The sequence below is a fragment of the Actinomyces faecalis genome, assembly GCF_013184985.2.
Classification (GTDB): Bacteria; Actinomycetota; Actinomycetes; order Actinomycetales; family Actinomycetaceae; genus Actinomyces; species Actinomyces faecalis.
Genome location: NZ_CP063418.1, coordinates 2,102,942 through 2,124,141 on the forward strand (window position 1 = coordinate 2,102,942; position 21,200 = coordinate 2,124,141).

Here is a 21,200-nt window from a genome sequence, read left to right on the forward strand (position 1 = left end):
GGTCTCAGGCGCCGACGCCCTTCGAGGCGAGCGCGCTCATGATGCGCTCGGTGACCTCGTCGATCTCGCCGATGCCGTCCACACGCACCAGCAGCCCCTTGGAGTCGTACAGGGCCGCGAGCGGCTCCGTCTGCTCGGCGTAGACCTCAAGGCGACGACGGATCACCGGCTCGGTGTCGTCGGCCCGGTTCTGCTCGGTGGCGCGCTTGAGCAGACGCTGCACCACGACCTCAGCGTCGGCCGTGATCTCCAGGACGACGTCCAGAGCCAGGCCGGCCTCGGCCAGCATGGCGTCCAGCTCATGGACCTGCGCCTCGGTACGGGGGTAGCCGTCGAGCAGGAAGCCCTGTGCGGCGTCATCGGCAACGAGCCGGTCCTTGACCATGGCGTTCGTGACCGAGTCCGGTACGTACTCGCCTGCGTCCATGTACTTCTTGGCCTGCTTGCCGAGCTCGGTCTCGCCGGCCACGTTGGCCCGGAAGATGTCACCGGTCGAGATGGCCGGAATGCCGAGACGCTCGGAGATACGGGCGGCCTGGGTGCCCTTGCCGGCCCCGGGAGGGCCGAGGAGGACCATACGTGCGCTCATGAGAGGAACCCTTCGTAGTGGCGCTGCTGGAGCTGGGAGTTGATCTCCTTGACCGTCTGCAGACCGACGCCGACCATGATGAGGATCGTCGTACCACCGAAGGGCAGGTTCTGAGACAGTCCGAGCCAGGTGACGGCCAGGGTCGGCAGCAGGGCCAGGACCAGCAGGTAGACCGAACCAGCGGTGGTCACGCGGTTGATGACGTAGGAGAGGTAGGTGACGGTCGGCTCACCGGCACGGATGCCCGGGATGAAACCGCCGTACTTCTTCATGTTGTCCGCAATCTCTTCCGGGTTGAAGGTGATCGTGGTGTAGAAGAAGGTGAAGAAGAGGATGAGTAGGCCGTACCCAATGAGGTAGACCGGGTCGGTCTGGCGCAGGTTCGTCGAGATCCACTGGACCCACGAGCTCGTCGGCGAGCCGAACTGGGCGATGAGCTGGGGCATGGACAGGATCGAGGACGCGAAGATGACGGGGATGACGCCCGCAGTGTTGATCTTGATCGGGATGTAGGTGGTCGAGCCACCGTACTGACGACGGCCGATCATGCGCTTGGCGTACTGAACCGGGATGCGCCGGGTGGCCTGCTCGATGAAGACCACGGCCACGGTCGCCAGCAGGATGACAGCCAGCACGGTGAGGAACTTCGACGCACCGCCGTTGCCACCCAGGATCGAGAAGAGGTTCTGGGGCATACGTGCCACGATCGAGGTGAAGATGAGCAGCGACATGCCGTTGCCGATGCCCTTCTCGGTGATGAGCTCACCCAGCCACATGATCAGGCCGGTTCCTGCGGTCATCGTGATGATCATAAGAGCGAGGTTGACGGCCGAGGAGTCGGGGATGACGGCGACGGAGCAGCCCGTGAACAGGTTGCCGGAGGAGGCGGTCGCCACGATGGTGGCCGACTGGAGCACGCCCAGGCCGATCGTGAGGTAACGGGTGTACTCCGTGAGCTTGGCCGTGCCGGCCTGCCCCTCCTTGTGCAGCTCCTCGAAGCGGGGGATCACCACGCGCAGCAGCTGGATGATGATCGACGCGGTGATGTAGGGCATGATCCCCAGCGCGAAGACGCTGAGCTGGAGGAGCGCCCCGCCGGAGAAGATGTTGATCAGGCTCAGAAGCCCAGCGTCCTGGCTCTCACCGATGCACTGCCGGACGTTCCTCATGTCCACGCCAGGCGTCGGCAGCACCGACCCGAACCGGAACAGCGCCATGATACCCAGCGTGAAGAGGAGCTTCTTCCTCAGGTCGGGCGTGCGGAACGCCTGCATAAACGCGCTGAGCACTCGGACTCCTCATAGTGGCGGGGACGTGAGAACCTCCGGCTGGCGGACCCGCCACCGAGGGGCGCCAACAGGCACCGTGCGCCACCTTACAACGCGAATACAGGCGGTAGTACAGCCGTCAGCAATTCGGTACGGGGTATAGGTCACGCTCCTACGGTTCTGAACGACGACGAGGCCCCTGCCCACCAGCGTCGGCTGGTGGCCAGGGGCCTGTGATCCCTCCGAGAGGGATGTCGTCGTCAGCGGGCCGCGATGGACCCGCCAGCCGCCTCGACCTTCTCCTTGGCGGAGCCGGACCAGGCGTCGACAGTGATGTCGAGCTTGACGTTGACGTCACCGCTGCCGAGCACCTTGACCAGACGGCCGCCGCGGACGGCGCCCTTGGCCACGAGGTCCTCAACACTCACCGCGCCGCCCTCGGGGAAGAGCTCGGCGATACGGCCGACGTTGACCGGCTGGAACTCCACGCGGTTCGGGTTGCGGAAGCCACGGAGCTTGGGCAGACGCATGTGCAGCGGCATCTGACCACCCTCGAAGCCCGCGCGGACCTGGTAGCGGGCCTTGGTGCCCTTGGTACCACGTCCCGAGGTCTTACCCTTCGAGCCCTCACCACGACCCACGCGGGTCTTGGCCTTCTTCGAACCGGGGGCCGGACGCAGGTGGTGCAGCTTGACGACCTGGACCTTGTCCTCGTTCTTCGTGCTGTCAGCCATCTCAGGCCTCCTCAACGGTGACCAGGTGGGTCACCGTGGCGATCATGCCGCGCACAGAGGGGTTGTCCTCACGCACGACGGACTGGCGGATCTTACGCAGGCCAAGAGAGTGCAGGGTCTCGCGCTGGCGACGCGTGCCGCCAATGCCCGAGCGGACCTGCGTGATCCTGAGCTGCTTGTTCTCGGTGGCGGAAGCCATCACGCACCCACTCCTTCAGCGGCCTTCTCGGCCTCCTTCTTCTCGGCCGCGGCGCGCTTGTCAGCCTCGCCCTCAGCGCGAGCCCGCAGCATCGACTGCGGGGCGACGTCCTCCAGGGGCAGGCCACGACGGGCGGCCACGCCCTCAGGCTGCTCGAGCTGCTTGAGCGCGGCCACCGTCGCGTGGACGATGTTGATCGCGTTCGAGGAGCCGAGCGACTTGGACAGGATGTCGTGGACGCCGGCACAGTCCAGCACAGCGCGCACCGGACCACCGGCGATCACACCGGTACCCGGGGAGGCCGGACGCAGGAGGACGACTCCGGCGGAGTCCTCGCCCTGGACCAGGTGCGGGATAGTGCGGCGAATCATCGGGACGTGGAAGAAGTTCTTCTTCGCGACCTCGACCGCCTTGGCAATGGCGGCGGGAACTTCCTTCGCCTTGCCGTAGCCGACGCCGACCGTGCCCTCACCGTCACCCACGACGACCAGGGCCGTGAAGGTGAAGCGACGGCCGCCCTTGACGACCTTGGACACACGGTTGATGGTGACGACGCGCTCGATGTACTTGTCGTCGTTGCCGCGGCCGTTGTTGCGGTCCCGGCGGTCGTTGTTGCGGTCGCGACGGCCGCGGCCCTCGCCACGACGCTCGTCGTTCTCGTTGCGGGCCGAGCCGTCAGACGACGCGGACCTGTCTCGCTGCGGTGCAGCCATCAGATGTTCCTCTGCTTTCTCGTCGTCTGGCTCAGAGCTTCAGGCCGCCCTCACGGGCGCCCTCCGCGACGGCCGCGACGCGACCGTGGTACTTCATTCCGCCACGGTCGAAGACGACCGCTTCGATGCCCAGGGCCTTGGCGCGCTCGGCGACGAGCTCACCGACCTTGTGCGCAGCGCCGACCTTGTGGCCCTCGGCGCCCTTGACGGCGTCCTCGAGCGTGGAGGCGGAGCACAGGGTGTGGCCGATCGTGTCGTCGACAACCTGGGCCACCATGTGACGGTTGGACCGGGTAACGACGAGGCGGGGGCGCTCGGCGGTGCCGTTGACGTGCTTGCGCACGCGCTGGTGGCGGATCTTGCGGGCAAGGGTCTTGGACTTGCCCCTCTTGATCGCGTAAGCCATGGTCACTTACCAGCCTTTCCGACCTTGCGGCGCACGTTCTCGCCGGCGTAGCGCACGCCCTTGCCCTTGTAGGGCTCCGGGGGGCGGATCTTGCGGATGTTCGCGGCGACCTCGCCGACCTGCTCCTTGGAGATGCCGGAGACCTCGATCTTGAGGTTGCCGTCCACCTTGAGGGTGATGCCCTCAGGAGCCTCGACGACCACGGTGTGCGAGAAACCGAGCGAGAGCTCGATGCCCGTGCCCTTCTGGGCAGCGCGGTAACCGGTTCCGACGATCTCGAGGTTCCTCGTGTAGCCCTCGGTCACGCCGACGATCATGTTGTTAATGAGCGTGCGCGACAGGCCGTGCAGCGAGCGGGACTCACGCTCGTCGTTGGGACGGGTCACCAGGATGGTGCCGTCCTCCTGTCGGGTGACGCTCAGCGGCTGCGCGATCGTGCGCGACAGGGTGCCCTTGGGACCCTTGACGGTCACGTCGTTGCCGTCGATGGTCACGTCCACTCCGGCGGGAACCGGAACGGGAAGACGTCCAATACGAGACATTGCTATTCCTCCGTTCCCTGTGTCACCAGACGTAGGCGAGGACTTCGCCGCCCACGCCCTTGGCCTCAGCCTGCTTGTCGGTCAGGAGGCCGGAGGAGGTGGACAGGATGGCCACCCCCAGACCGCCGAGGACCTTGGGCAGGTTCGTGGACTTGGCGTACACGCGAAGGCCGGGCTTGGAGACTCGCTTGAGGCCCTGGATGGCCCGCTGGCGGTTGGCTCCGTACTTCAGGCTCAGCGTGAGCGTCTTGCCGACCTGTGCGTCGGAGACCTCGAAGTCGGCGATGTAGCCCTCGGCCTTGAGCATCTCGGCGATGCTCACCTTGAGCTTGCTCGACGGCATCGAGACGGCGTCGTGGTAGGCGTTGTTTGCGTTACGCAGACGGGTCAGCATGTCTGCGATCGGGTCTGTCATAGTCATGAGTGGGCCTGCGCCCTTCCTCGTCGTGGTTTCCTTCTCGGACCTGCGACGTAAGTTCTTACCAGCTGGACTTGCTCACGCCGGGGAGCTGGCCGCCGAGGGCCATCTCGCGCAGGCAGATACGGCACAGGCCGAACTTGCGGTACACCGAGTGCGGACGGCCGCAGCGCTGGCAGCGCGTGTAGGCACGAACAGCGAACTTCGGCTTACGGTTGGCCTTCTCGATCAGAGCGGTCTTCGCCATGTCACTTCTCCTTGAAGGGGAAGCCGAGCTGCTTGAGCAGCGAGCGGGCCTCCTCGTCGGTCTTGGCCGTGGTCACCACGGTGATGTCCATGCCGCGCACGCGGTCGATGGAGTCAGCATCGATCTCGTGGAACACGGACTGCTCCGTAAGACCGAAGGTGTAGTTGCCGTTGCCGTCGAACTGCTTCGGGGACAGGCCGCGGAAGTCGCGGATGCGAGGAAGCGAGATCGAGATGAGGCGGTCCAGGAACTCCCACATGCGGTCGCCGCGCAGCGTGACGTGCGCACCGATCGGCATGCCCTCACGCAGCTTGAACTGGGCGATGGACTTGCGGGCCTTGGTGACCTGGGGCTTCTGACCGGTGATGGCAGCCAGGTCGCGCACGGCGCCCTCGATCATCTTGGAGTCGTGAGCAGCCTCGCCGACACCCATGTTGACGACGACCTTGACGACACGCCCGACCTCCATCACGTTGCCGTGCTGGAACTCGCTCAGCAGGGCGGGGCGCACCTCCTCGGCGTACTTGGCCTTCAGGCGGGGGGTGGTGTTCTCAGCCATGGTCACAGGTCCTCCCCGGACTTCTTGGCGTAGCGCACGCGGACGGTGCGCTTGGCGCCATTGGGGCGCTCGCCCTCCTCGACGCGGAAGCCCACGCGGGTGCGCTCCTTGGTCTTGGGGTCGACGAGCATGACGTTGGAGGCGTGGATCGGGGCCTCAACGGTCTCGATGCCGCCGGTGGTGGCGCCCTGGGCGGACTGGCCCACGCGCGTGTGCTTCGTGACGCGCTGGACGCCCTCGACAATCACGCGGTCCCTGCTGGGCAGGACCTCCAGGACACGGCCGGTCTTGCCCTTGTCCTTACCGGCGATGACGATGACCTGGTCGCCCTTCTTGATGCGTGCCATGTTCAGATCACCTCCGGGGCGAGCGAGACGATGCGCATGAACTTCTTCTCGCGAAGCTCACGGCCGACGGGACCGAAGATGCGCGTACCGCGCGGGTCGCCGTCGTTCTTCAGGATGACGGCGGCATTCTCGTCGAAACGGATGTACGAGCCGTCCGGACGCCGGCGCTCCTTGCGGGTGCGCACGACGACCGCCTTGACGACGTCGCCCTTCTTGACGTTGCCGCCGGGGATGGCGTCCTTCACGGTAGCGACGATCGTGTCGCCGATGCCCGCATAGCGCCGACCCGAGCCGCCGAGCACACGGATGCACAGGATCTCCTTGGCACCGGTGTTGTCGGCGACCTTCAGTCGCGACTCCTGCTGGATCATTGGGTGTTCTCCTGTCGTCGAGCCGGTTCTCGACAGCCCTGGTGGGGCGCGAGCCTGGCCGAACGTTCCTTCTTCTCATGCGCACTGCTCCCCCGCCGAGGCGTTGGATCCCGCGGCGCGTGGCTCCCAGCAGACACAGGCGCACAGGGCGCGAGGTCTCTGCCGGGCGCACCGAGGGCGCGCGCAACTCTCACAGCCTAGTCCAACCGCATGATTCCGCGGAACCGGGCCGAGGCGAATCCTCCTGTGCCTTTGCTCACCGCGGTGACTCCCCGCCTCACAGCACGACGACGCCGTCGCCTCCCACGCAGGAAACGACGGCGTCGCTGTGACTCAGGCCCGAGGCGTCAGGTCACTTGGCCTTCTCGGCGATCTCGACCAGGCGCCAGCGCTTGGTGGCGCTGAGCGGACGGGTCTCCATGATGACGACGAGGTCGCCGACGCCGGCCTCGTTGTTCTCGTCGTGGACCTTCACCTTCGAGGAACGGCGCAGGACCTTGCCGTACAGGGAGTGCTTGTAGCGCTCCTCAACCTCGACGACGATAGTCTTGTCCATCTTGTCGGACACGACGTAGCCGCGACGGACCTTGCGCTGGTTGCGCTCGGTGGTCTCGATGTTCTGCTCGCTCACTTGGACTCCTCCGTGCTCGGAGCGGTACGGATGCCGAGCTCACGCTCGCGCACGATGGTGTGGATGCGGGCGATGTCACGACGCACAGCCTTGAGGCGACCGTGGTCCTCCAGCTGTCCGGTCGCAGAGGCGAACCGGAGGTTGAACAGCTCGGCCTTGGCCTTGGAGAGCTCCTCGGCGAGGCGCTCGTTGTCCATGGCGTCGAGGTCGGTCGGGGTCAGTCCCTGGGAACCGATAGCCATCAGACGTCACCACCCTCACGAGTAACGAAACGGGTCTTCATCGGAAGCTTGTGCTGCGCGCGGCGCATAGCCTCACGGGCGAGTGCCTCGTCGACACCGCCGAGCTCGAACAGGATGCGTCCAGGCTTGACGTTGGCGATCCACCACTCAGGCGCGCCCTTACCCGAACCCATACGGGTCTCGGCGGGCTTCTTGGTCAGAGGACGGTCCGGGAAGATGTTGATCCACACCTTACCGCCACGCTTGACGTGACGGGTCATGGCGATACGGGCCGCCTCGATCTGGCGGTTGGTGATGTAGGCAGGCTCGAGAGCCTGGATGCCGTAGTCACCGAAGGCGATCTGGTTGCCGCCCTTGGACAGGCCCGAACGGTGCGGGCGGTGCTGCTTGCGGAACTTGGTCCGGCGAGGGATGAGCATGGCTCAGGCCTCCGTTCCCTGCGGAGCGGCAGCGCTCTCGGCGGCCGGCGTCTGCTCGGCCTGCTGCTCGCTGTTGTGACGCGGGGCGCGCTCGCCACGGCGCTCACCACGACGACGGTCTCCACGACCGCGACCGCGCGGGCCGGACTCAGCCTGCTGACGGGCGAACTCGCGCTCCGTCATGTCGCCCTTGTAGATCCAGACCTTGACGCCGAGACGTCCGAAGGTGGTCTTGGCCTCGTAGAAGCCGTAGTCGATGTTCGCGCGCAGGGTGTGCAGCGGCACGCGCCCCTCACGGTAGAACTCGCTGCGGCTCATCTCAGCGCCGCCCAGACGGCCGGAGCACTGGACACGGATGCCCTTGGCGCCCGCGCGCATGGCGGACTGCATGCCCTTGCGCATGGCACGACGGAAGGAGACTCGGCTGGCGAGCTGCTCCGCGATGCCCTGGGCGACGAGCTGGGCGTCCAGGTCGGGGCTCTTGACCTCGAGGATGTTGAGCTGGACCTGCTTGCCGGTCAGCTTCTCCAGCTGACCGCGCAGGCGCTCGGCCTCAGCGCCACGGCGACCGATCACGATACCCGGACGGGCGGTGTGCAGGTCGACACGGACGCGGTCACGCGTACGCTCGATGTCGACCTTGGAGATACCGGCGCGCTCCATTCCGTCCTCCATGAGGCGACGGATCTTGACGTCCTCCTCGACGAAGTCGCGGTAACGCTGACCGGGCTTCGTGGAGTCGGCGAACCAGCGCGAACGGTGGTCCGTCGTGATGCCCAAGCGGAAGCCGGTCGGGTTGACCTTCTGCCCCATTAGCGGGCTCCTTCCTTCTTGGCGGCGTCGGCCTTGTCGCCGACGATGACGGTGATGTGGCTGGTGCGCTTGAGAATCCGGCTCGCGCGCCCCTGGGCGCGGGGACGGAAACGCTTAAGGGTCGGACCCTCGTCAGCGAACACCTCGGTGATGAACAGCTCGCTCTCGTCGAAGCGCTCACCGGCCTGCTGGGCCTTGACGCGAGCGTTGGCGATGGCGGACTCGATGACCTTGCGCACCGGCACCGCAGCGGCCTGCGGGGCGAAACGGAGCATGTTGACGGCCTCGAGGGCGTTCTTGCCGCGGACGACGTCCACGACACGGCGTGCCTTCATCGGCGTGCAGCGCACGTACTTGGCCTGCGCCTTGGCTTCCATGTTCTAGCCTCTCTTCCTGCTACGGGCGTCAGCGACGCGACTTGCGGTCGTCCTTGACGTGCCCGCGGAAGGTACGGGTCGGAGCGAACTCGCCGAGCTTGTGGCCCACCATGGACTCGGTGACGAAGACCGGGACGTGCTTACGACCGTCGTGGACGGCGAAGGTGTGTCCGAGGAAGTCCGGCGTGATGACCGAACGACGGGACCAGGTCTTGATGACGTTCTTGGTGCCCTTCTCGTTCTGGGCGTCCACCTTCTTCATGAGGTGGTCGTCGACGAAGGGACCCTTCTTCAGACTGCGCGGCATATCAGGCTCCTATCAGCGCTTCTTGCCGGTCCGACGACGACGCACGATGAGGCGGTCGCTGGACTTGTTGGGACGACGGGTACGGCCCTCGGGCTTGCCCCACGGCGACACAGGGTGACGACCACCAGAGGTACGGCCCTCACCACCACCGTGCGGGTGGTCAACCGGGTTCATGACGACACCGCGGACGGTCGGGCGCACGCCCTTCCAGCGCATACGGCCAGCCTTGCCCCAGTTGATGTTGGACTGCTCGGCGTTACCGACCTCGCCGACGGTCGCGCGGCAGGCGGCCTCGACGTTGCGGATCTCGCCAGAGGGCATACGCAGCTGGGCGTACTTGCCCTCCTTGGCCACCAGCTGGACCGAGGTGCCAGCCGAGCGGGCGATCTTGGCGCCGCCACCAGGACGCAGCTCCACGGCGTGGACCACGGTACCGGTGGGGATGTTGCGCAGCGGCATGTTGTTACCAGGCTTGATGTCGGCGTTCGGACCCGACTCCACCACGTCACCCTGACCCAGGCGGTTGGGGGCGATGATGTAGCGCTTCTCGCCGTCGGCGTAGTGCAGCAGCGCGATGCGAGCGGTGCGGTTGGGGTCGTACTCGATGTGAGCGACCTTGGCGGGCACGCCGTCCTTGTCACCACGACGGAAGTCGATGACGCGGTAGGCGCGCTTGTGGCCACCGCCCTTGTGGCGGGTGGTGACGCGGCCGTTGGAGTTACGGCCACCGGTCTTGCTCAGCGGACGGACGAGGGACTTCTCGGGCTCGCTGCGCGTGATCTCGACGAAGTCGGCCACGGAGGAGCCGCGGCGACCCGGCGTCGTCGGCTTGTACTTACGGATTCCCATGTCGATGCTTTACCTTCCGTGTCACTTCGCCACGTCGCCAAAGATGTCGATGGTCCCCTCGCGCAGCGTGACGATCGCGCGCTTGGTGTCCTTGGACTTGCCGAGCCCGTGGCGGGTGCGGCGGGTCTTGCCCTGGCGGTTCTGGGTGTTCACGGACGCGACCTTGACACCGAAGATGGCCTCGACGGCCTGCTTGATCTCGGTCTTGTTCGAACCCGGCGCGACAAGGAACGTGTACTGGCCACGGTCCATGCAGGCGTAGGACTTCTCGGAGACGACCGGCGCGACGATGACGTCGCGGGGGTTCTTGCTCTTCTCGAGGCTCACTTGGACTCCTCCTCGCCCTTGCCGAGGAAGCTGTCCAGGGCAGCGGCAGTGAAGACGACGTCGTCGTTGACCAGGACGTCGTAGGTGTTGAGCTGGTCGGCCCAGATCACGAGCGCCTCAGGGGCGTTGCGCAGGCTGAGCGCGGTGAGCTCGTCGGCGCGGGTGGCGACAACCAGGGCCTTGCGGTCGGTGAGGTTGCGCAGAGCACCGAGGGCCGACTTGGTCGACGGCTTCTCAGAGGTGACGAACTCAGTGATGACGTGGACGCGGCCGTTGCGGGCGCGGTCAGACAGGGCCGAGCGCAGGGCGGCAGCCTTCATCTTCTTGGGCGTGCGCTGGGAGTAGTCACGCGGCTGGGGACCGTGCACGGTGCCACCGCCGACGAACTGCGGAGCGCGGGTCGAGCCCTGACGGGCGCGACCGGTGCCCTTCTGGCGGTAGGGCTTGCGGCCACCACCGCGGACGGCGCCACGGGTCTTGGTGGCGTGGGTGCCCTGGCGGGCCGCGGCGAGCTGGGCCACGACGACCTGGTGCATCAGCGGGATGTTGGTCTCGACGTCGAAGATCTCGGCGGGCAGCTCGGCCGAGCCGGTCTTCTTGCCCGTGGAGTCGACGATGTCGACAGTCAGTGCGTCAGCCATGGTCTCAGGCTCCCTTCACTGCGGTGCGGACGACGACGACCGAGCCCTTAGGACCGGGGACGGCGCCGTTGACGAGGAGGACACCCTTCTCGACGTCCACGCCACGAACCTTGAGGTTCTGGACGGTGGTCGTCTCGTGGCCCATACGGCCGGCCATGCGCAGGCCCTTGAAGATGCGGCCAGGGGTGGCGCAGGCGCCGATGGAACCGGGCTTGCGGTGGTTGCGGTGAGCACCGTGGGAGGCGCTGACGCCGGCGAAGCCGTGGCGCTTCATGACACCGGCGAAGCCCTTGCCCTTGGAGGTACCCTGGACGTCGACCTTCTGGCCGACCTCGAACAGGTCGGCGGTCAGCTCCTGGCCGGCCTCGAACTCGGAGGCCAGCGAGGTGCGCACCTCGGCGACGTGGCGGCGAGGAGCGACCCCGGCCTTCGCGAAGTGGCCCGCGAGGGGCTTGGTGACCTTGCGCTCGGCGATCTCACCGAAGGCGAGCTGGACGGCCTCGTAGCCGTCGGTCTCGACAGTGCGGACCTGGGTCACGACGTTGGTGTCAACGCGCACGACAGTGACGGGACGCAGGACGCCGTTCTCGTCCCAGATCTGCGTCATGCCGAGCTTGGTGCCGAGCAGCGCCTTGGCAGGCGCGGCGGCAGCCGGCTGGTTAAGCGTAGTCATGGCTTCAGTCCTCAGAGCTTGATCTCGATGTTGACGTCGGCCGGCAGGTCGAGTCGCATGAGCGAGTCGACGGCCTTGGGCGTCGGGTCGACGATGTCGATCAGCCGCTTGTGCGTACGCATCTCAAAGTGCTCGCGGCTGTCCTTGTACTTGTGCGGCGACCGGATGACGCAGAACACGTTCTTCTCGGTCGGCAGCGGCACCGGGCCCACGACCGTCGCACCTGCGCGGGTCACCACGTCGACGATCTTGCGCGCCGAAGAGTCGATGACCTCGTGGTCGTAGGACTTGAGCCGGATGCGGATCTTCTGTCCCGCCATGGCGCCTAACCTCTCTTGCTTTCGGTGACCGGTCCACGCGCTCGGGCGTGTCGCAGTGCGACTCGCACAAGTACCTCGCTGTGAAGGAATGGTGACCCGGTCTGGACACACGGAAACCCGGGGGCCCGGGTCCGTCAGACTGGTTCCCGGGTCGACCCCGGGAGGTGGCGGCCAAGGCTCGCGCCCTGACAGCCAGACAAACCTACCAGCGGCCGTGCCAAGGAGGGAACCCGCACAGGCCCTCATACGCTGTGAGACTGCGCACCCGGTCCACGCGCTCGGGCGTGTCGCCCACTCCCCCCCCCCGAGACCGTACGTTTCACGCGCCGAGACCGTATCTGCCCAGCGGGCACGCCCCTCTGCTCGCCCACGAGCGGGGCGCCGTCGTCGAACCACATGTGGACAACGATCACGACGGTACCGTTATCCACAGTCTCGATATGCACTCTGGTAGAGAAGTCGGCGGGTCGCAACCATGTCCGTATGGATCCAGACATCGCGGCTGACACCTTCCACCGGGAGCCCCTCAGCCCGACCCCACCCACCGCGGCACCACCGACGACGCCGTCCCTCACCCAGCACGTACGCCGCGGCGTCCATCTCGAGATCATTCCCGGCACACCCCACTGGGAGCATGTCGATCAGATTCGCACGGCCGTTCTGCAATCACAAGATCTCAGGCGTTCAACGTGCGTCATCTGTCTTGACAGCGCGGCGATCCTTCACGGGGCGGAGTTGCTCCATCTCGATCCTGCCGTCCACGTGCTCACCGATTACAAGGCTTCAGGCTTGCCCCGCGGACGCGACCGATTTGGTCGCACCCATGTCTCTCCTCGCTCCCTCGGCAAGCGCAACCACCGCCTGGCTCTGAAGATGCGCCCCCTTGTTCGTCACCACTACCCTATGAGCTCCGACGACGTCGTCGTCCTCGACGGCATGAGAGTGACGTCCCCCGAACGGACCATGGTGGACTGCGCGCGGTTCCTTCAGCCCGACGACGGCCTTGTCGTGCTCGATTCCCTCTTCTCGGTGCTGACTGGCGCCGCAGAGCTGACGCGCCCCTGGGATCACGCGGAGCAGATCGACGACGCCGCTGCCGCCCTACGCAGACGCCTCCTCAAGCGCGTGGATGAGTATGCCGGCCAGCGGGGCGTGCGACGTGCTCGCGCCGTGATCCTCGCCGCGTCCCCATGGTCCCAGTCGCCTTGGGAGACAGAGCTACGACGACTGTTGCTGGCAGCCGGCACGCTCCCCCCAACGCCGCAATACCGAGCCGTCACCGCGGACGGAACCTATTTTCCGGATCTGTCCTGGCCCCAGGCTCGTACGGCAGTCGAAGTCAATGGCGCTGTCAAGTATCGAGACCAAGGCGATGCCACCCGTGCCCGTGAGTCACGACGTCGCCAAGCGCTCATTGATGTCGGGTGGACTGTCGTGGATGTGACTCCGGCTCTCATCGCGCATCCCGAGCAGGTCCTGGCAGCGATTCACGACGCCGTCCCACCGGTCCTGTTTCGCGGCCGCCCTGAGGTGGCCCTAAGGACGTCACAGGAAAAGCGCAAGGGAAAACTGTATGTCTGAGGCAGGGCATACGGTCTGGATGCCTGAAACATACGGTCTCGAGGGGAATAAGGAAGGCTCCCCCGGACCTCCGTGCGGAGATCCGGGGGAGCCTAACGGCTGTGTCAGCCCAGTGCTCTGGCGAGCCGAGTCAGATCATCACTTGATGATCTTGGTGACGCGGCCGGAGCCCACGGTACGACCACCCTCACGGATGGCGAAGCCGAGGCCCTCCTCCATGGCGATGGGCTGGATCAGCTGGACGGACATCTCGGTGGTGTCGCCGGGCATGACCATCTCGGTGCCCTCGGGGAGGGTGATGACACCGGTGACGTCCGTGGTACGGAAGTAGAACTGCGGACGGTAGTTCGAGTAGAAGGGGTTGTGGCGGCCGCCCTCGTCCTTGGTCAGGATGTAGACGTGGCCCTCGAACTCGGTGTGCGGGGTGATGGAGCCGGGCTTGACAACAACCTGGCCGCGCTCGACGTCCTCACGACGGGTACCACGCAGGAGCAGACCACAGTTCTCACCGGCCCACGCCTCGTCCATGGACTTGTGGAACATCTCGATGCCCGTGACCGTGGTCTTCTGGGCGTCGCGGATACCGAGGATCTCAACCTCGGAGTTGATGGCGAGCTTACCGCGCTCGACACGACCGGTGACGACCGTGCCACGACCGGTGATGGTGAAGACGTCCTCAATCGGCATGAGGAACGGCTTGTCCATGTCACGCTCGGGGGTCGGGATGTACTCGTCGACCGCGTCCATGAGCTCCTTGATGGTGGCGGTCCACTTCTCGTCACCCTGCAGGGCCTGGAAAGCGGAGACGCGCACGACCGGGGCGTTGTCGCCGTCGTAGTCCTGGGAGGACAGCAGCTCGCGGACCTCCATCTCGACGAGCTCGAGGAGCTCCTCGTCCTCGACCATGTCGCACTTGTTGAGGGCGACCAGCAGGACCGGCACGCCGACCTGACGGGCGAGCAGGACGTGCTCACGGGTCTGGGCCATGGGGCCGTCGGTGGCGGCGACCACGAGGATGGCGCCATCCATCTGGGCCGCACCGGTGATCATGTTCTTGATGTAGTCGGCGTGGCCAGGGGCGTCGACGTGGGCGTAGTGACGCTTCTCGGTCTGGTACTCGACGTGCGCGATGTTGATCGTGATACCGCGCTGGCGCTCCTCAGGAGCCTTGTCGATCTCGTCGAAGGGGGTGAAGGGGTTGAGGTCCGGGTACTCCTCGTGCAGGACCTTGGAGATCGCGGCGGTCAGCGTCGTCTTGCCGTGGTCGACGTGACCGATCGTTCCGATGTTGACGTGCGGCTTGTTCCGCTCGAACTTGGCCTTGGCCACTGGTGTCCTCCTGGGACTCGGGTAGTTCTCTTCGTCGGGACTCGACTAGGCACATGCTAGCCGTGACGACTCTGAGAGTCTCTACTGTCGGATTGTTGGAAATCTTACTGGAATCACACCCGGTCCCCGCAACGGGGCCGGGCGTCCCGGGGACCGGACACTACTGTCCGGTCCCCGGAAGGACCGAGGACTACTCGCCCTTGGCCTTGGCGATGATCTCGTCCGCGACGTTCTTGGGAACCTCAGCGTAGGAGTCAAAGCTCATCGAGTACACGGCACGGCCCTGGGTCTTGGAACGCAGGTCACCAACGTAGCCGAACATCTCGGACAGCGGCACCGCAGCCTTGATGACCTTGACGCCGACGGCGTCCTCCATCGACTGGATCATGCCACGACGGGAGTTCAGGTCACCGATGACGTCACCCATGTACTCCTCGGGGGTACGGACCTCAACGGCCATGACCGGCTCAAGGAGAACCGGCGAGGCCTTCTTGGCACCCTCCTTGAACGCCATGGAACCGGCGATCTTGAAGGCCATCTCGGAGGAGTCGACCTCGTGGTAGGCGCCGTCAAGCAGCGTGGCCTTGACGTCGACAACCGGGTAGCCGGCCAGGACACCAGTGAGCATGGCGTCCTGGACGCCGGCGTCCACGCTGGGGATGTACTCGCGCGGGACACGGCCACCGGTGACGGCGTTGACGAACTCGTAGTGCTGCTTCTCCTCGCCGTCCTCGGCCTCAACGACCTCCAACGGCTCGAAGGACATCTGCACCTTCGCGAACTGGCCGGAACCACCGGTCTGCTTCTTGTGCGTGTACTCGACCTTGTCGACCTTCTTGCGAAGGGTCTCGCGGTAGGCGACCATCGGGTTACCGACGTTGGCCTCAACCTTGAACTCACGACGCATACGGTCAACGAAGACGTCCAGGTGCAGCTCGCCCATACCGCCGATCACGGTCTGGCCGGTCTCCTCGTCGAGCTCAACCGTGAAGGTCGGGTCCTCCTCGGACAGCTTCTGGATGGCCACGCCCAGCTTCTCCTGGTCGCCCTTGGTCTTGGGCTCGATGGCCACGTGGATCACCGGGTCCGGGAAGGTCATCGACTCAAGGATCACCGGCGCGTTCTGGGCGCACAGCGTGTCACCGGTGGTGACGTCCTTGAGGCCGATGAAGGCGTAGATGTGGCCGGCGTGGGCCACCTCAACCGGGTTCTCCTTGTTGGAGTGCATCTGGAACATCTTCCCGATGCGCTCCTTCTTGCCCTTGGTGGCGTTGAGAGCCTGGTCGCCGGAGCCGACCGAGCCGGAGTAGACGCGCACGTAGACGAGCTTGCCGTAGAAGGGGTGGGTCGCCACCTTGAAGGCCAGCGCGGCGAAGGGCTCACCCTCGTCAGAGGGACGGGTGAGGATCTTCTCCTCGTCACCGGGCTCGTGCCCCTCCACCGGCGGGATGTCCAGCGGGGAGGGCAGGAAGTCGATAACCGCGTCCAGGACAGGCTGGATGCCCTTGTTCTTGAAGGCGGAGCCAGCCAGGACCGGGTAGGCCTCGCCAGCGATCGTGAGCTTGCGGATACCGCTCTTGATCTCCTCGACGCTCAGCTCGCCGCCCTCAAGGTACTTCTCCATGAGCTCGTCGTCGGCCTCGGCGACGGTCTCCAGGAGCTCAGCGCGGTAGGCCTCGGCCTTGTCGACCAGGTCAGCGGGGATCTCCTCGTACTCCACGACGGCGCCACGAGTGTCCTGGCCGTCGGCGTCCTTCTCCGGGAAACGCACAGCGCGCATCTCGATGACGTCGACGACGCCAGAGAACTCGCTCTCGGCACCGATGGGGAAGTTGAGGACGATCGGGGTGGCGTGGAGCCGGTCGCGGATCGTCTGGACGGAGAAGTCGAAGTTCGCGCCCAGCTTGTCCATCTTGTTGATGTAGCAGATGCGCGGGACGTTGTACTTGTCCGCCTGACGCCACACGGTCTCGGACTGTGGCTCAACGCCCTCCTTGCCGTCGAAGACGGCCACGGCGCCATCGAGTACGCGCAGGGAGCGCTCGACCTCGACCGTGAAGTCCACGTGTCCGGGGGTGTCAATGAGGTTGATCTGGTTGTTCTTCCAGAAGCAGGTGGTCGCGGCGGAGGTGATGGTGATACCACGCTCCTGCTCCTGCTCCATCCAGTCCATCGTCGAGGCACCGTCGTGGGTCTCACCGATCTTGTAGTTGATGCCGGTGTAGAACAGGATGCGCTCGGAGACGGTGGTCTTACCGGCATCAATATGGGCCATGATGCCGATGTTGCGGACCTTCTTGAGGTCAGTCAGCACGTCGAGTGCCACTAGTGAAGTCCTTCGTGTTGATGGTGCGGGGAGGAAGCGTCAGCCAGGACCACCAGGCGGGCCTGACCACGCAGAGATGATTTACCAGCGGTAGTGGGCGAAGGCCTTGTTGGACTCGGCCATCCGGTGCATGTCCTCGCGGCGCTTGACAGCGGCACCCAGGCCGTTCGAGGCGTCCAGGATCTCATTCATGAGACGCTCGGTCATCGTGTTCTCACGACGCTGGCGAGAGAAGTCCACCAGCCAGCGCAGGGCCAGGGTGGTGGCGCGGTTGGGGCGGACCTCAACCGGGACCTGGTAGGTGGCACCACCGACACGGCGGGAGCGAACCTCCAGGGCCGGGCGGATGTTGTCCAGCGCGCGCTTGAGGACCGAGACCGGGTCCTGGTCCGTCTTGGCGCGCACCCCTTCCAGGGCGCCGTAGACGATGCGCTCAGCGGTGGACTTCTTTCCGTCCAGCAGGACGCGGTTGACCAGCTGGGTCACAGTCGGAGAGCCGTAGACCGGGTCGACGGCGAGCGGACGCTTGGGAGCGGGACCCTTACGAGGCATTACTTCTTCTCCTTCTTCGCGCCGTACTTGGAGCGTGCCTGCTGACGTCCCTTGACACCCTGGGTGTCGAGGGAGCCACGCACGATGTGGTAGCGGACACCGGGGAGGTCCTTGACACGACCACCGCGTACGAGCACGATCGAGTGCTCCTGGAGGTTGTGACCCTCACCGGGGATGTAGGCAGTGACCTCGATACCGGTCGACAGGCGCACACGGGCGACCTTACGAAGGGCGGAGTTCGGCTTCTTCGGGGTCGTGGTGTACACACGCGTGCACACGCCACGACGCTGCGGGCTGGCCTTGAGCGCAGGCGTCTTTGACGACGAGCGCTTTGTCGAGCGGCCCTTGCGGACCAGCTGCTGAATGGTAGGCACTACGGATTCTCCATCTTGAAGTGCATCTGGACAGTTGCGCTACCCTCGCGCCAGTCCGCTCTCTGCCGGGCACACGCCACCGCGGGACTGGGCCGGCCCGCCTGCCCGGCATCGGGACTCACAGCGTCCGGAGCCCCACGGAAAGGGGCCCGTCGGTTCCCGCCGCGGCAGACCCGCGTCACGCCGTCGGCCCGTAGCAGGGCGCAGCGCTGGGAACGGAATGGAGAACGGCAACCCGCGCACGGGCAACCTCGCGCAAGACTACCGACGACGGCGCACCGACGCCACCGTCAGCCCTCGCCACTCGACGTGGTATCGCACACGCCGTCAGGCCGGCACCTCAGGCCACCTGCCTCGTCTCCGCCACCAGCCCCTGCTGCGCACGCTCGCGACGCCCACGCCGACGACGCGCCACCAGGCCGTGCCGAGGAGCAGCCAGCCATGACAGGGCGAAGGCCGCAGTCAGCACCAGCACGATCGTGCCCCCTGCTGGCAGGTCGATGGACCATGACAGGTACAAACCGACAACGGATCCGAGCACGCCCACGCAGGGGGCGACGATCATCATCGTTGACAGGCGATCCGTCAGTAGCCGGGCCGTGGCAGCCGGGGTGACGAGGAGGGCAAGGACAAGCACGTTGCCAATCGTCTGCACCGACATGACGACCGCCAGGGACACCGCGACATAGAGGGCGATATCCAGCATGAGCACAGGAAGCCCAGCCGCCCGCGCCGTCTCGCGGTCCAGGGTCACGGCGGTCAGAGGCCGGTGCAGCAGCCCCACGAACGCCAGGACGAGGAATCCGCCCGCCAAGGTCACCGGGACGTCAGAGGCTGGCACACCGGTGATAGAGCCGAACAGGAAGTCCTGGAGGCTGCCCGCGTACCCGGGAGCACGTGAGATAATCACCAGCCCCAGCGCAAAGGCTCCTACGAACAGCACCCCGATCACGGAGTCCTCCTTGAGCCGGCGGTGGTGGCTGAGCAGCGCGACGAGCACCGCCGTCGCCGTCCCGGCCAGGGCTCCCCCGAGCACGAGGGAACCCTGCATGATGAAGGCCACCGCCAGGCCGGGAAACACGGAGTGGGCCACGGCATCACCGATAAAGGTGGTCCCGCGCAGGGTCACGTGAACGCCGACGACGGCGCACACGAGCGCGCACACGCAAGCGATGAGCAGGGCTCTGGGCAAGAAGACCAGAACCGGGTTGAACAGGTCATGAATGAAGTCAAGTGGACTCAGCACGTGGATACTCCCAAGGCGGCCAGCAAGGGGTTGTCGGGGCGGACATGGAACGTGCGCTGCCAGGGCTCGGCCTCCTGCAGCTCATCGGGTCGACCCGAGGCGATGACCGTCCCCGACACCAGGTAGAGGCGGTCGCACTGGGCGCGTGCCGCGATGAGGTCGTGCGTCGTCATCAGCACGGCCCGTCCCTCATCGGCGAGGTCGCGGAACAGCTCGGACAGCATCTCCTGGGTCGGCATGTCCAGTCCGGTGAATGGCTCGTCAAGCAGCAGCAGGATCGGGTCGAGCACGAGGGCACGCGCCACCAGCACCCGTTGACGCTGCCCGCCTGACAGCTCCCCCACGGGACGCGAGGACAGGTGCCTCATGTCCACCCGCTCAAGCACCTGCTCCACGCGACGCTGGTGCTCCAGACGTGGACGGCGCACGAGTCCCAGGTGCAGGGTGAGGGCAGCCATCACCGCATCGCGCACGGTGAGGGGGAAGTCCCACGCGAATTCGTGACGCTGGGGCACGTAGCCAATACTCCGCGTGCGCTCACGAGTGGAGATCGTGCCTGCGGACACTGGCACGAGTCCCAGCACGGAGCGCAGCAGGGTGGTCTTGCCTGCTCCGTTAGGGCCGATCAGCCCCACCAGTTCCCCCGGACGTACCTGCATGCTCATGTCCGTCAGGACGCGGCGCCCGCCGAGGCTCACTTCCAGGCCCTCAACCTGGAGCGGCAGGCGCGTCTTATCACGACTCACAGCTCCTGCTCCCGGTTCTCCTGGCTCTCCCGGCTGATGATCTCTGCCTGCGCCTGGGCGCGCTCGGCCGCCACGAGCCGACGACGGCGAACAAGCAGCACACTGACTCCCGCCACTGCGGCGAGGCCTGCCAGGCCGCTCCACAGGACCACCGGGGACAAGCCTGGGCGTGACCGCTCATCTAAGGGCGATGGGGCCGCGTCCTGGGTCGTGGGGTCCTGGGCGTCGGACGCGGCTGACGTGCTCGTCTCGGCAGCGTGCGGAGCCGGAGCGTGCGGGGCCGGGGCCGCCAGGGCCTCATCGGTGCTCGTGGCGTCCCCGACGGCGAAGCGCAGGGTCGTGGTCGCGCTCAGCTGCTGCCCGTCCCTGGTCTCGGCCCGAAAAGCCAGCTGCGCCGTGTACACACCCGGCTCAGTGAACACCCAGTTGGCGTGGACATGGCTGTTGGCATCCACCCACACGTCCTGGGCGGTGTTCTTCTGACCGTCCATCAGCAGCGTCGGCTCGCCGAACGTACCAGACTGGAGGAAGAGCCAGCTGCGCCCTGGACCGGTGACAGGCCCCAGGGACATGGTCACTCCCCTGTCCACGAGATCCACCACACCCGGATCCTGGGAGTTCCAGCCCAGCCACACCACGCGGGGGTCCTGCGTCTGGGGGATGACGTACCAGCGCTCACCTTCCTTGGCACCCATGAACGCGTACTGCTCGCCTTGGGGAGCATCCATGAGCGCAGCATCGGTGACTTTGAGGGCGACCTTGTCCGGATCGCGCAGCACAGGGCGCGAGCCGGAGTCGTCACGCGCCATGACGGACCAGGTCCCGGCCACGTAGCGGGGGCCCACATCCACGTGGCCGGCGTCAAGAACAGCCGGACCGTCAACGATCTCCTCGTGCGCGCTGACCGTCTGGCGCAGGTCCGGATCCTCCTGGGCAGGATCAGCCCACGCTGGTCCCCCCGGGGCTAAGGCGAGAACGGCGCACAGGGACGCCAGGGTACGGGAAAGGGCTCGAAGTGAGGTCACAGTGGTCTCCGTCAGCAAGGGGATCAGTA

Annotated in this window: 31 protein-coding genes; 1 reads left to right on the plus strand and 30 read right to left on the minus strand. The window is 66.1% G+C overall.

Annotated elements, in window-relative coordinates:
* Positions 1-4 precede the first annotated feature (4 nt).
* The 23 genes from HRL51_RS09025 to rpsJ form a co-directional block, all read right to left on the minus strand.
* Positions 5-589 (minus strand): adenylate kinase, encoded by a 585-nt coding sequence (locus HRL51_RS09025; RefSeq protein WP_218957626.1) that lies wholly within the window; start codon positions 587-589, stop codon positions 5-7.
* Entirely contained in the window at positions 586-1,878 is a 1,293-nt protein-coding gene (gene secY, locus HRL51_RS09030) for a preprotein translocase subunit SecY (protein ID WP_172120401.1), read from the minus strand. The genes HRL51_RS09025 and secY overlap by 4 nt, the downstream gene beginning before the upstream one ends.
* Positions 1,879-2,117: 239 nt before the next feature.
* Positions 2,118-2,591 carry a 50S ribosomal protein L15 gene (rplO, locus tag HRL51_RS09035; protein ID WP_172191385.1) on the minus strand — a complete coding sequence of 158 codons (474 nt, stop codon included), beginning with the start codon at positions 2,589-2,591 and terminating at the stop codon, positions 2,118-2,120.
* Position 2,592: 1 nt separating this feature from the next.
* Entirely contained in the window at positions 2,593-2,790 is a 198-nt protein-coding gene (gene rpmD, locus HRL51_RS09040; RefSeq protein WP_172120483.1) for a 50S ribosomal protein L30, read from the minus strand.
* Positions 2,790-3,503 (minus strand): 30S ribosomal protein S5, encoded by a 714-nt coding sequence (gene rpsE / locus HRL51_RS09045; protein WP_172120405.1) that lies wholly within the window; start codon positions 3,501-3,503, stop codon positions 2,790-2,792. The genes rpmD and rpsE overlap by 1 nt, the downstream gene beginning before the upstream one ends.
* A gap of 31 nt (positions 3,504-3,534) precedes the next feature.
* Positions 3,535-3,909 (minus strand): 50S ribosomal protein L18, encoded by a 375-nt coding sequence (rplR, locus tag HRL51_RS09050; RefSeq protein ID WP_172120485.1) that lies wholly within the window; start codon positions 3,907-3,909, stop codon positions 3,535-3,537.
* 2 nt (positions 3,910-3,911) lie between these two features.
* Positions 3,912-4,451 (minus strand): 50S ribosomal protein L6, encoded by a 540-nt coding sequence (rplF, locus tag HRL51_RS09055; protein WP_172191387.1) that lies wholly within the window; start codon positions 4,449-4,451, stop codon positions 3,912-3,914.
* Positions 4,452-4,473: 22 nt separating this feature from the next.
* Positions 4,474-4,872 (minus strand): 30S ribosomal protein S8, encoded by a 399-nt coding sequence (gene rpsH / locus HRL51_RS09060; RefSeq protein ID WP_172191389.1) that lies wholly within the window; start codon positions 4,870-4,872, stop codon positions 4,474-4,476.
* A 58-nt stretch (positions 4,873-4,930) separates the two neighbouring features.
* Positions 4,931-5,116: a type Z 30S ribosomal protein S14 gene (locus HRL51_RS09065; RefSeq protein WP_006548396.1), complete on the minus strand. Its 186-nt coding sequence runs from the start codon at positions 5,114-5,116 to the stop codon at positions 4,931-4,933.
* A gap of 1 nt (position 5,117) precedes the next feature.
* Complete coding sequence (gene rplE / locus HRL51_RS09070) at positions 5,118-5,675, minus strand: 50S ribosomal protein L5 (protein WP_172191391.1); 558 nt, start codon at positions 5,673-5,675, stop codon at positions 5,118-5,120.
* A gap of 2 nt (positions 5,676-5,677) precedes the next feature.
* Positions 5,678-6,022, minus strand: a complete 345-nt coding sequence (gene rplX / locus HRL51_RS09075; protein WP_172120412.1) for a 50S ribosomal protein L24 — start codon at positions 6,020-6,022, stop codon at positions 5,678-5,680.
* 2 nt (positions 6,023-6,024) lie between these two features.
* On the minus strand, positions 6,025-6,393 hold the full coding sequence (gene rplN / locus HRL51_RS09080; RefSeq protein ID WP_006548393.1) for a 50S ribosomal protein L14: 369 nt from the start codon (positions 6,391-6,393) through the stop codon (positions 6,025-6,027).
* Positions 6,394-6,745: 352 nt separating this feature from the next.
* Complete coding sequence (gene rpsQ, locus HRL51_RS09085) at positions 6,746-7,024, minus strand: 30S ribosomal protein S17 (RefSeq protein ID WP_006548392.1); 279 nt, start codon at positions 7,022-7,024, stop codon at positions 6,746-6,748.
* A complete protein-coding gene (gene rpmC, locus HRL51_RS09090) occupies positions 7,021-7,266 on the minus strand; it encodes a 50S ribosomal protein L29 (protein ID WP_006548391.1) in 246 nt (81 codons plus the stop codon). Before rpmC ends, rpsQ begins: the two co-directional genes overlap by 4 nt.
* Positions 7,266-7,685 carry a 50S ribosomal protein L16 gene (gene rplP / locus HRL51_RS09095; protein ID WP_006548390.1) on the minus strand — a complete coding sequence of 140 codons (420 nt, stop codon included), beginning with the start codon at positions 7,683-7,685 and terminating at the stop codon, positions 7,266-7,268. Before rplP ends, rpmC begins: the two co-directional genes overlap by 1 nt.
* 3 nt (positions 7,686-7,688) lie before the next feature.
* Positions 7,689-8,498, minus strand: a complete 810-nt coding sequence (rpsC, locus tag HRL51_RS09100) for a 30S ribosomal protein S3 (RefSeq protein WP_172120414.1) — start codon at positions 8,496-8,498, stop codon at positions 7,689-7,691.
* Positions 8,498-8,875 carry a 50S ribosomal protein L22 gene (gene rplV, locus HRL51_RS09105; RefSeq protein WP_172120416.1) on the minus strand — a complete coding sequence of 126 codons (378 nt, stop codon included), beginning with the start codon at positions 8,873-8,875 and terminating at the stop codon, positions 8,498-8,500. The genes rpsC and rplV overlap by 1 nt, the downstream gene beginning before the upstream one ends.
* 28 nt (positions 8,876-8,903) lie before the next feature.
* Complete coding sequence (gene rpsS, locus HRL51_RS09110; RefSeq protein WP_006548387.1) at positions 8,904-9,182, minus strand: 30S ribosomal protein S19; 279 nt, start codon at positions 9,180-9,182, stop codon at positions 8,904-8,906.
* A 12-nt stretch (positions 9,183-9,194) separates the two neighbouring features.
* Entirely contained in the window at positions 9,195-10,031 is an 837-nt protein-coding gene (rplB, locus tag HRL51_RS09115; RefSeq protein WP_172120418.1) for a 50S ribosomal protein L2, read from the minus strand.
* Positions 10,032-10,052: 21 nt separating this feature from the next.
* Positions 10,053-10,358, minus strand: a complete 306-nt coding sequence (gene rplW, locus HRL51_RS09120; RefSeq protein ID WP_172191393.1) for a 50S ribosomal protein L23 — start codon at positions 10,356-10,358, stop codon at positions 10,053-10,055.
* Positions 10,355-10,999, minus strand: coding sequence for a 50S ribosomal protein L4 (gene rplD, locus HRL51_RS09125; protein ID WP_172120422.1), 645 nt, complete (start codon positions 10,997-10,999; stop codon positions 10,355-10,357). Before rplD ends, rplW begins: the two co-directional genes overlap by 4 nt.
* A 4-nt stretch (positions 11,000-11,003) precedes the next feature.
* Positions 11,004-11,672, minus strand: a complete 669-nt coding sequence (rplC, locus tag HRL51_RS09130; RefSeq protein ID WP_172120423.1) for a 50S ribosomal protein L3 — start codon at positions 11,670-11,672, stop codon at positions 11,004-11,006.
* A gap of 11 nt (positions 11,673-11,683) precedes the next feature.
* Complete coding sequence (gene rpsJ / locus HRL51_RS09135; protein WP_003786051.1) at positions 11,684-11,992, minus strand: 30S ribosomal protein S10; 309 nt, start codon at positions 11,990-11,992, stop codon at positions 11,684-11,686.
* A 483-nt stretch (positions 11,993-12,475) separates the two neighbouring features.
* Between rpsJ and HRL51_RS09140 the strand changes: the two genes are divergently transcribed.
* Complete coding sequence (locus HRL51_RS09140; RefSeq protein ID WP_172191395.1) at positions 12,476-13,573, plus strand: hypothetical protein; 1,098 nt, start codon at positions 12,476-12,478, stop codon at positions 13,571-13,573.
* A 138-nt stretch (positions 13,574-13,711) separates the two neighbouring features.
* Here the strand turns inward: HRL51_RS09140 and tuf are convergent, their stop codons facing one another.
* The 7 genes from tuf to HRL51_RS09175 all read right to left on the minus strand — a co-directional run bounded on the left by tuf (position 13,712) and on the right by HRL51_RS09175 (position 21,171).
* Entirely contained in the window at positions 13,712-14,902 is a 1,191-nt protein-coding gene (gene tuf / locus HRL51_RS09145; RefSeq protein ID WP_172120427.1) for an elongation factor Tu, read from the minus strand.
* A 190-nt stretch (positions 14,903-15,092) separates the two neighbouring features.
* Positions 15,093-17,228 carry an elongation factor G gene (gene fusA / locus HRL51_RS09150; protein ID WP_172191396.1) on the minus strand — a complete coding sequence of 712 codons (2,136 nt, stop codon included), beginning with the start codon at positions 17,226-17,228 and terminating at the stop codon, positions 15,093-15,095.
* A gap of 81 nt (positions 17,229-17,309) precedes the next feature.
* A complete protein-coding gene (rpsG, locus tag HRL51_RS09155) occupies positions 17,310-17,780 on the minus strand; it encodes a 30S ribosomal protein S7 (protein ID WP_172120431.1) in 471 nt (156 codons plus the stop codon).
* A complete protein-coding gene (gene rpsL / locus HRL51_RS09160) occupies positions 17,780-18,154 on the minus strand; it encodes a 30S ribosomal protein S12 (protein WP_024035139.1) in 375 nt (124 codons plus the stop codon). The genes rpsG and rpsL overlap by 1 nt, the downstream gene beginning before the upstream one ends.
* A gap of 340 nt (positions 18,155-18,494) precedes the next feature.
* Positions 18,495-19,400 carry an anchored repeat-type ABC transporter permease subunit gene (locus tag HRL51_RS09165; protein ID WP_172191398.1) on the minus strand — a complete coding sequence of 302 codons (906 nt, stop codon included), beginning with the start codon at positions 19,398-19,400 and terminating at the stop codon, positions 18,495-18,497.
* Positions 19,394-20,065, minus strand: a complete 672-nt coding sequence (locus HRL51_RS09170; protein WP_172120487.1) for an anchored repeat-type ABC transporter ATP-binding subunit — start codon at positions 20,063-20,065, stop codon at positions 19,394-19,396. The genes HRL51_RS09165 and HRL51_RS09170 overlap by 7 nt, the downstream gene beginning before the upstream one ends.
* Positions 20,066-20,142: 77 nt before the next feature.
* Positions 20,143-21,171: a choice-of-anchor M domain-containing protein gene (locus tag HRL51_RS09175; RefSeq protein WP_172191400.1), complete on the minus strand. Its 1,029-nt coding sequence runs from the start codon at positions 21,169-21,171 to the stop codon at positions 20,143-20,145.
* Positions 21,172-21,200: the final 29 nt, after the last annotated feature.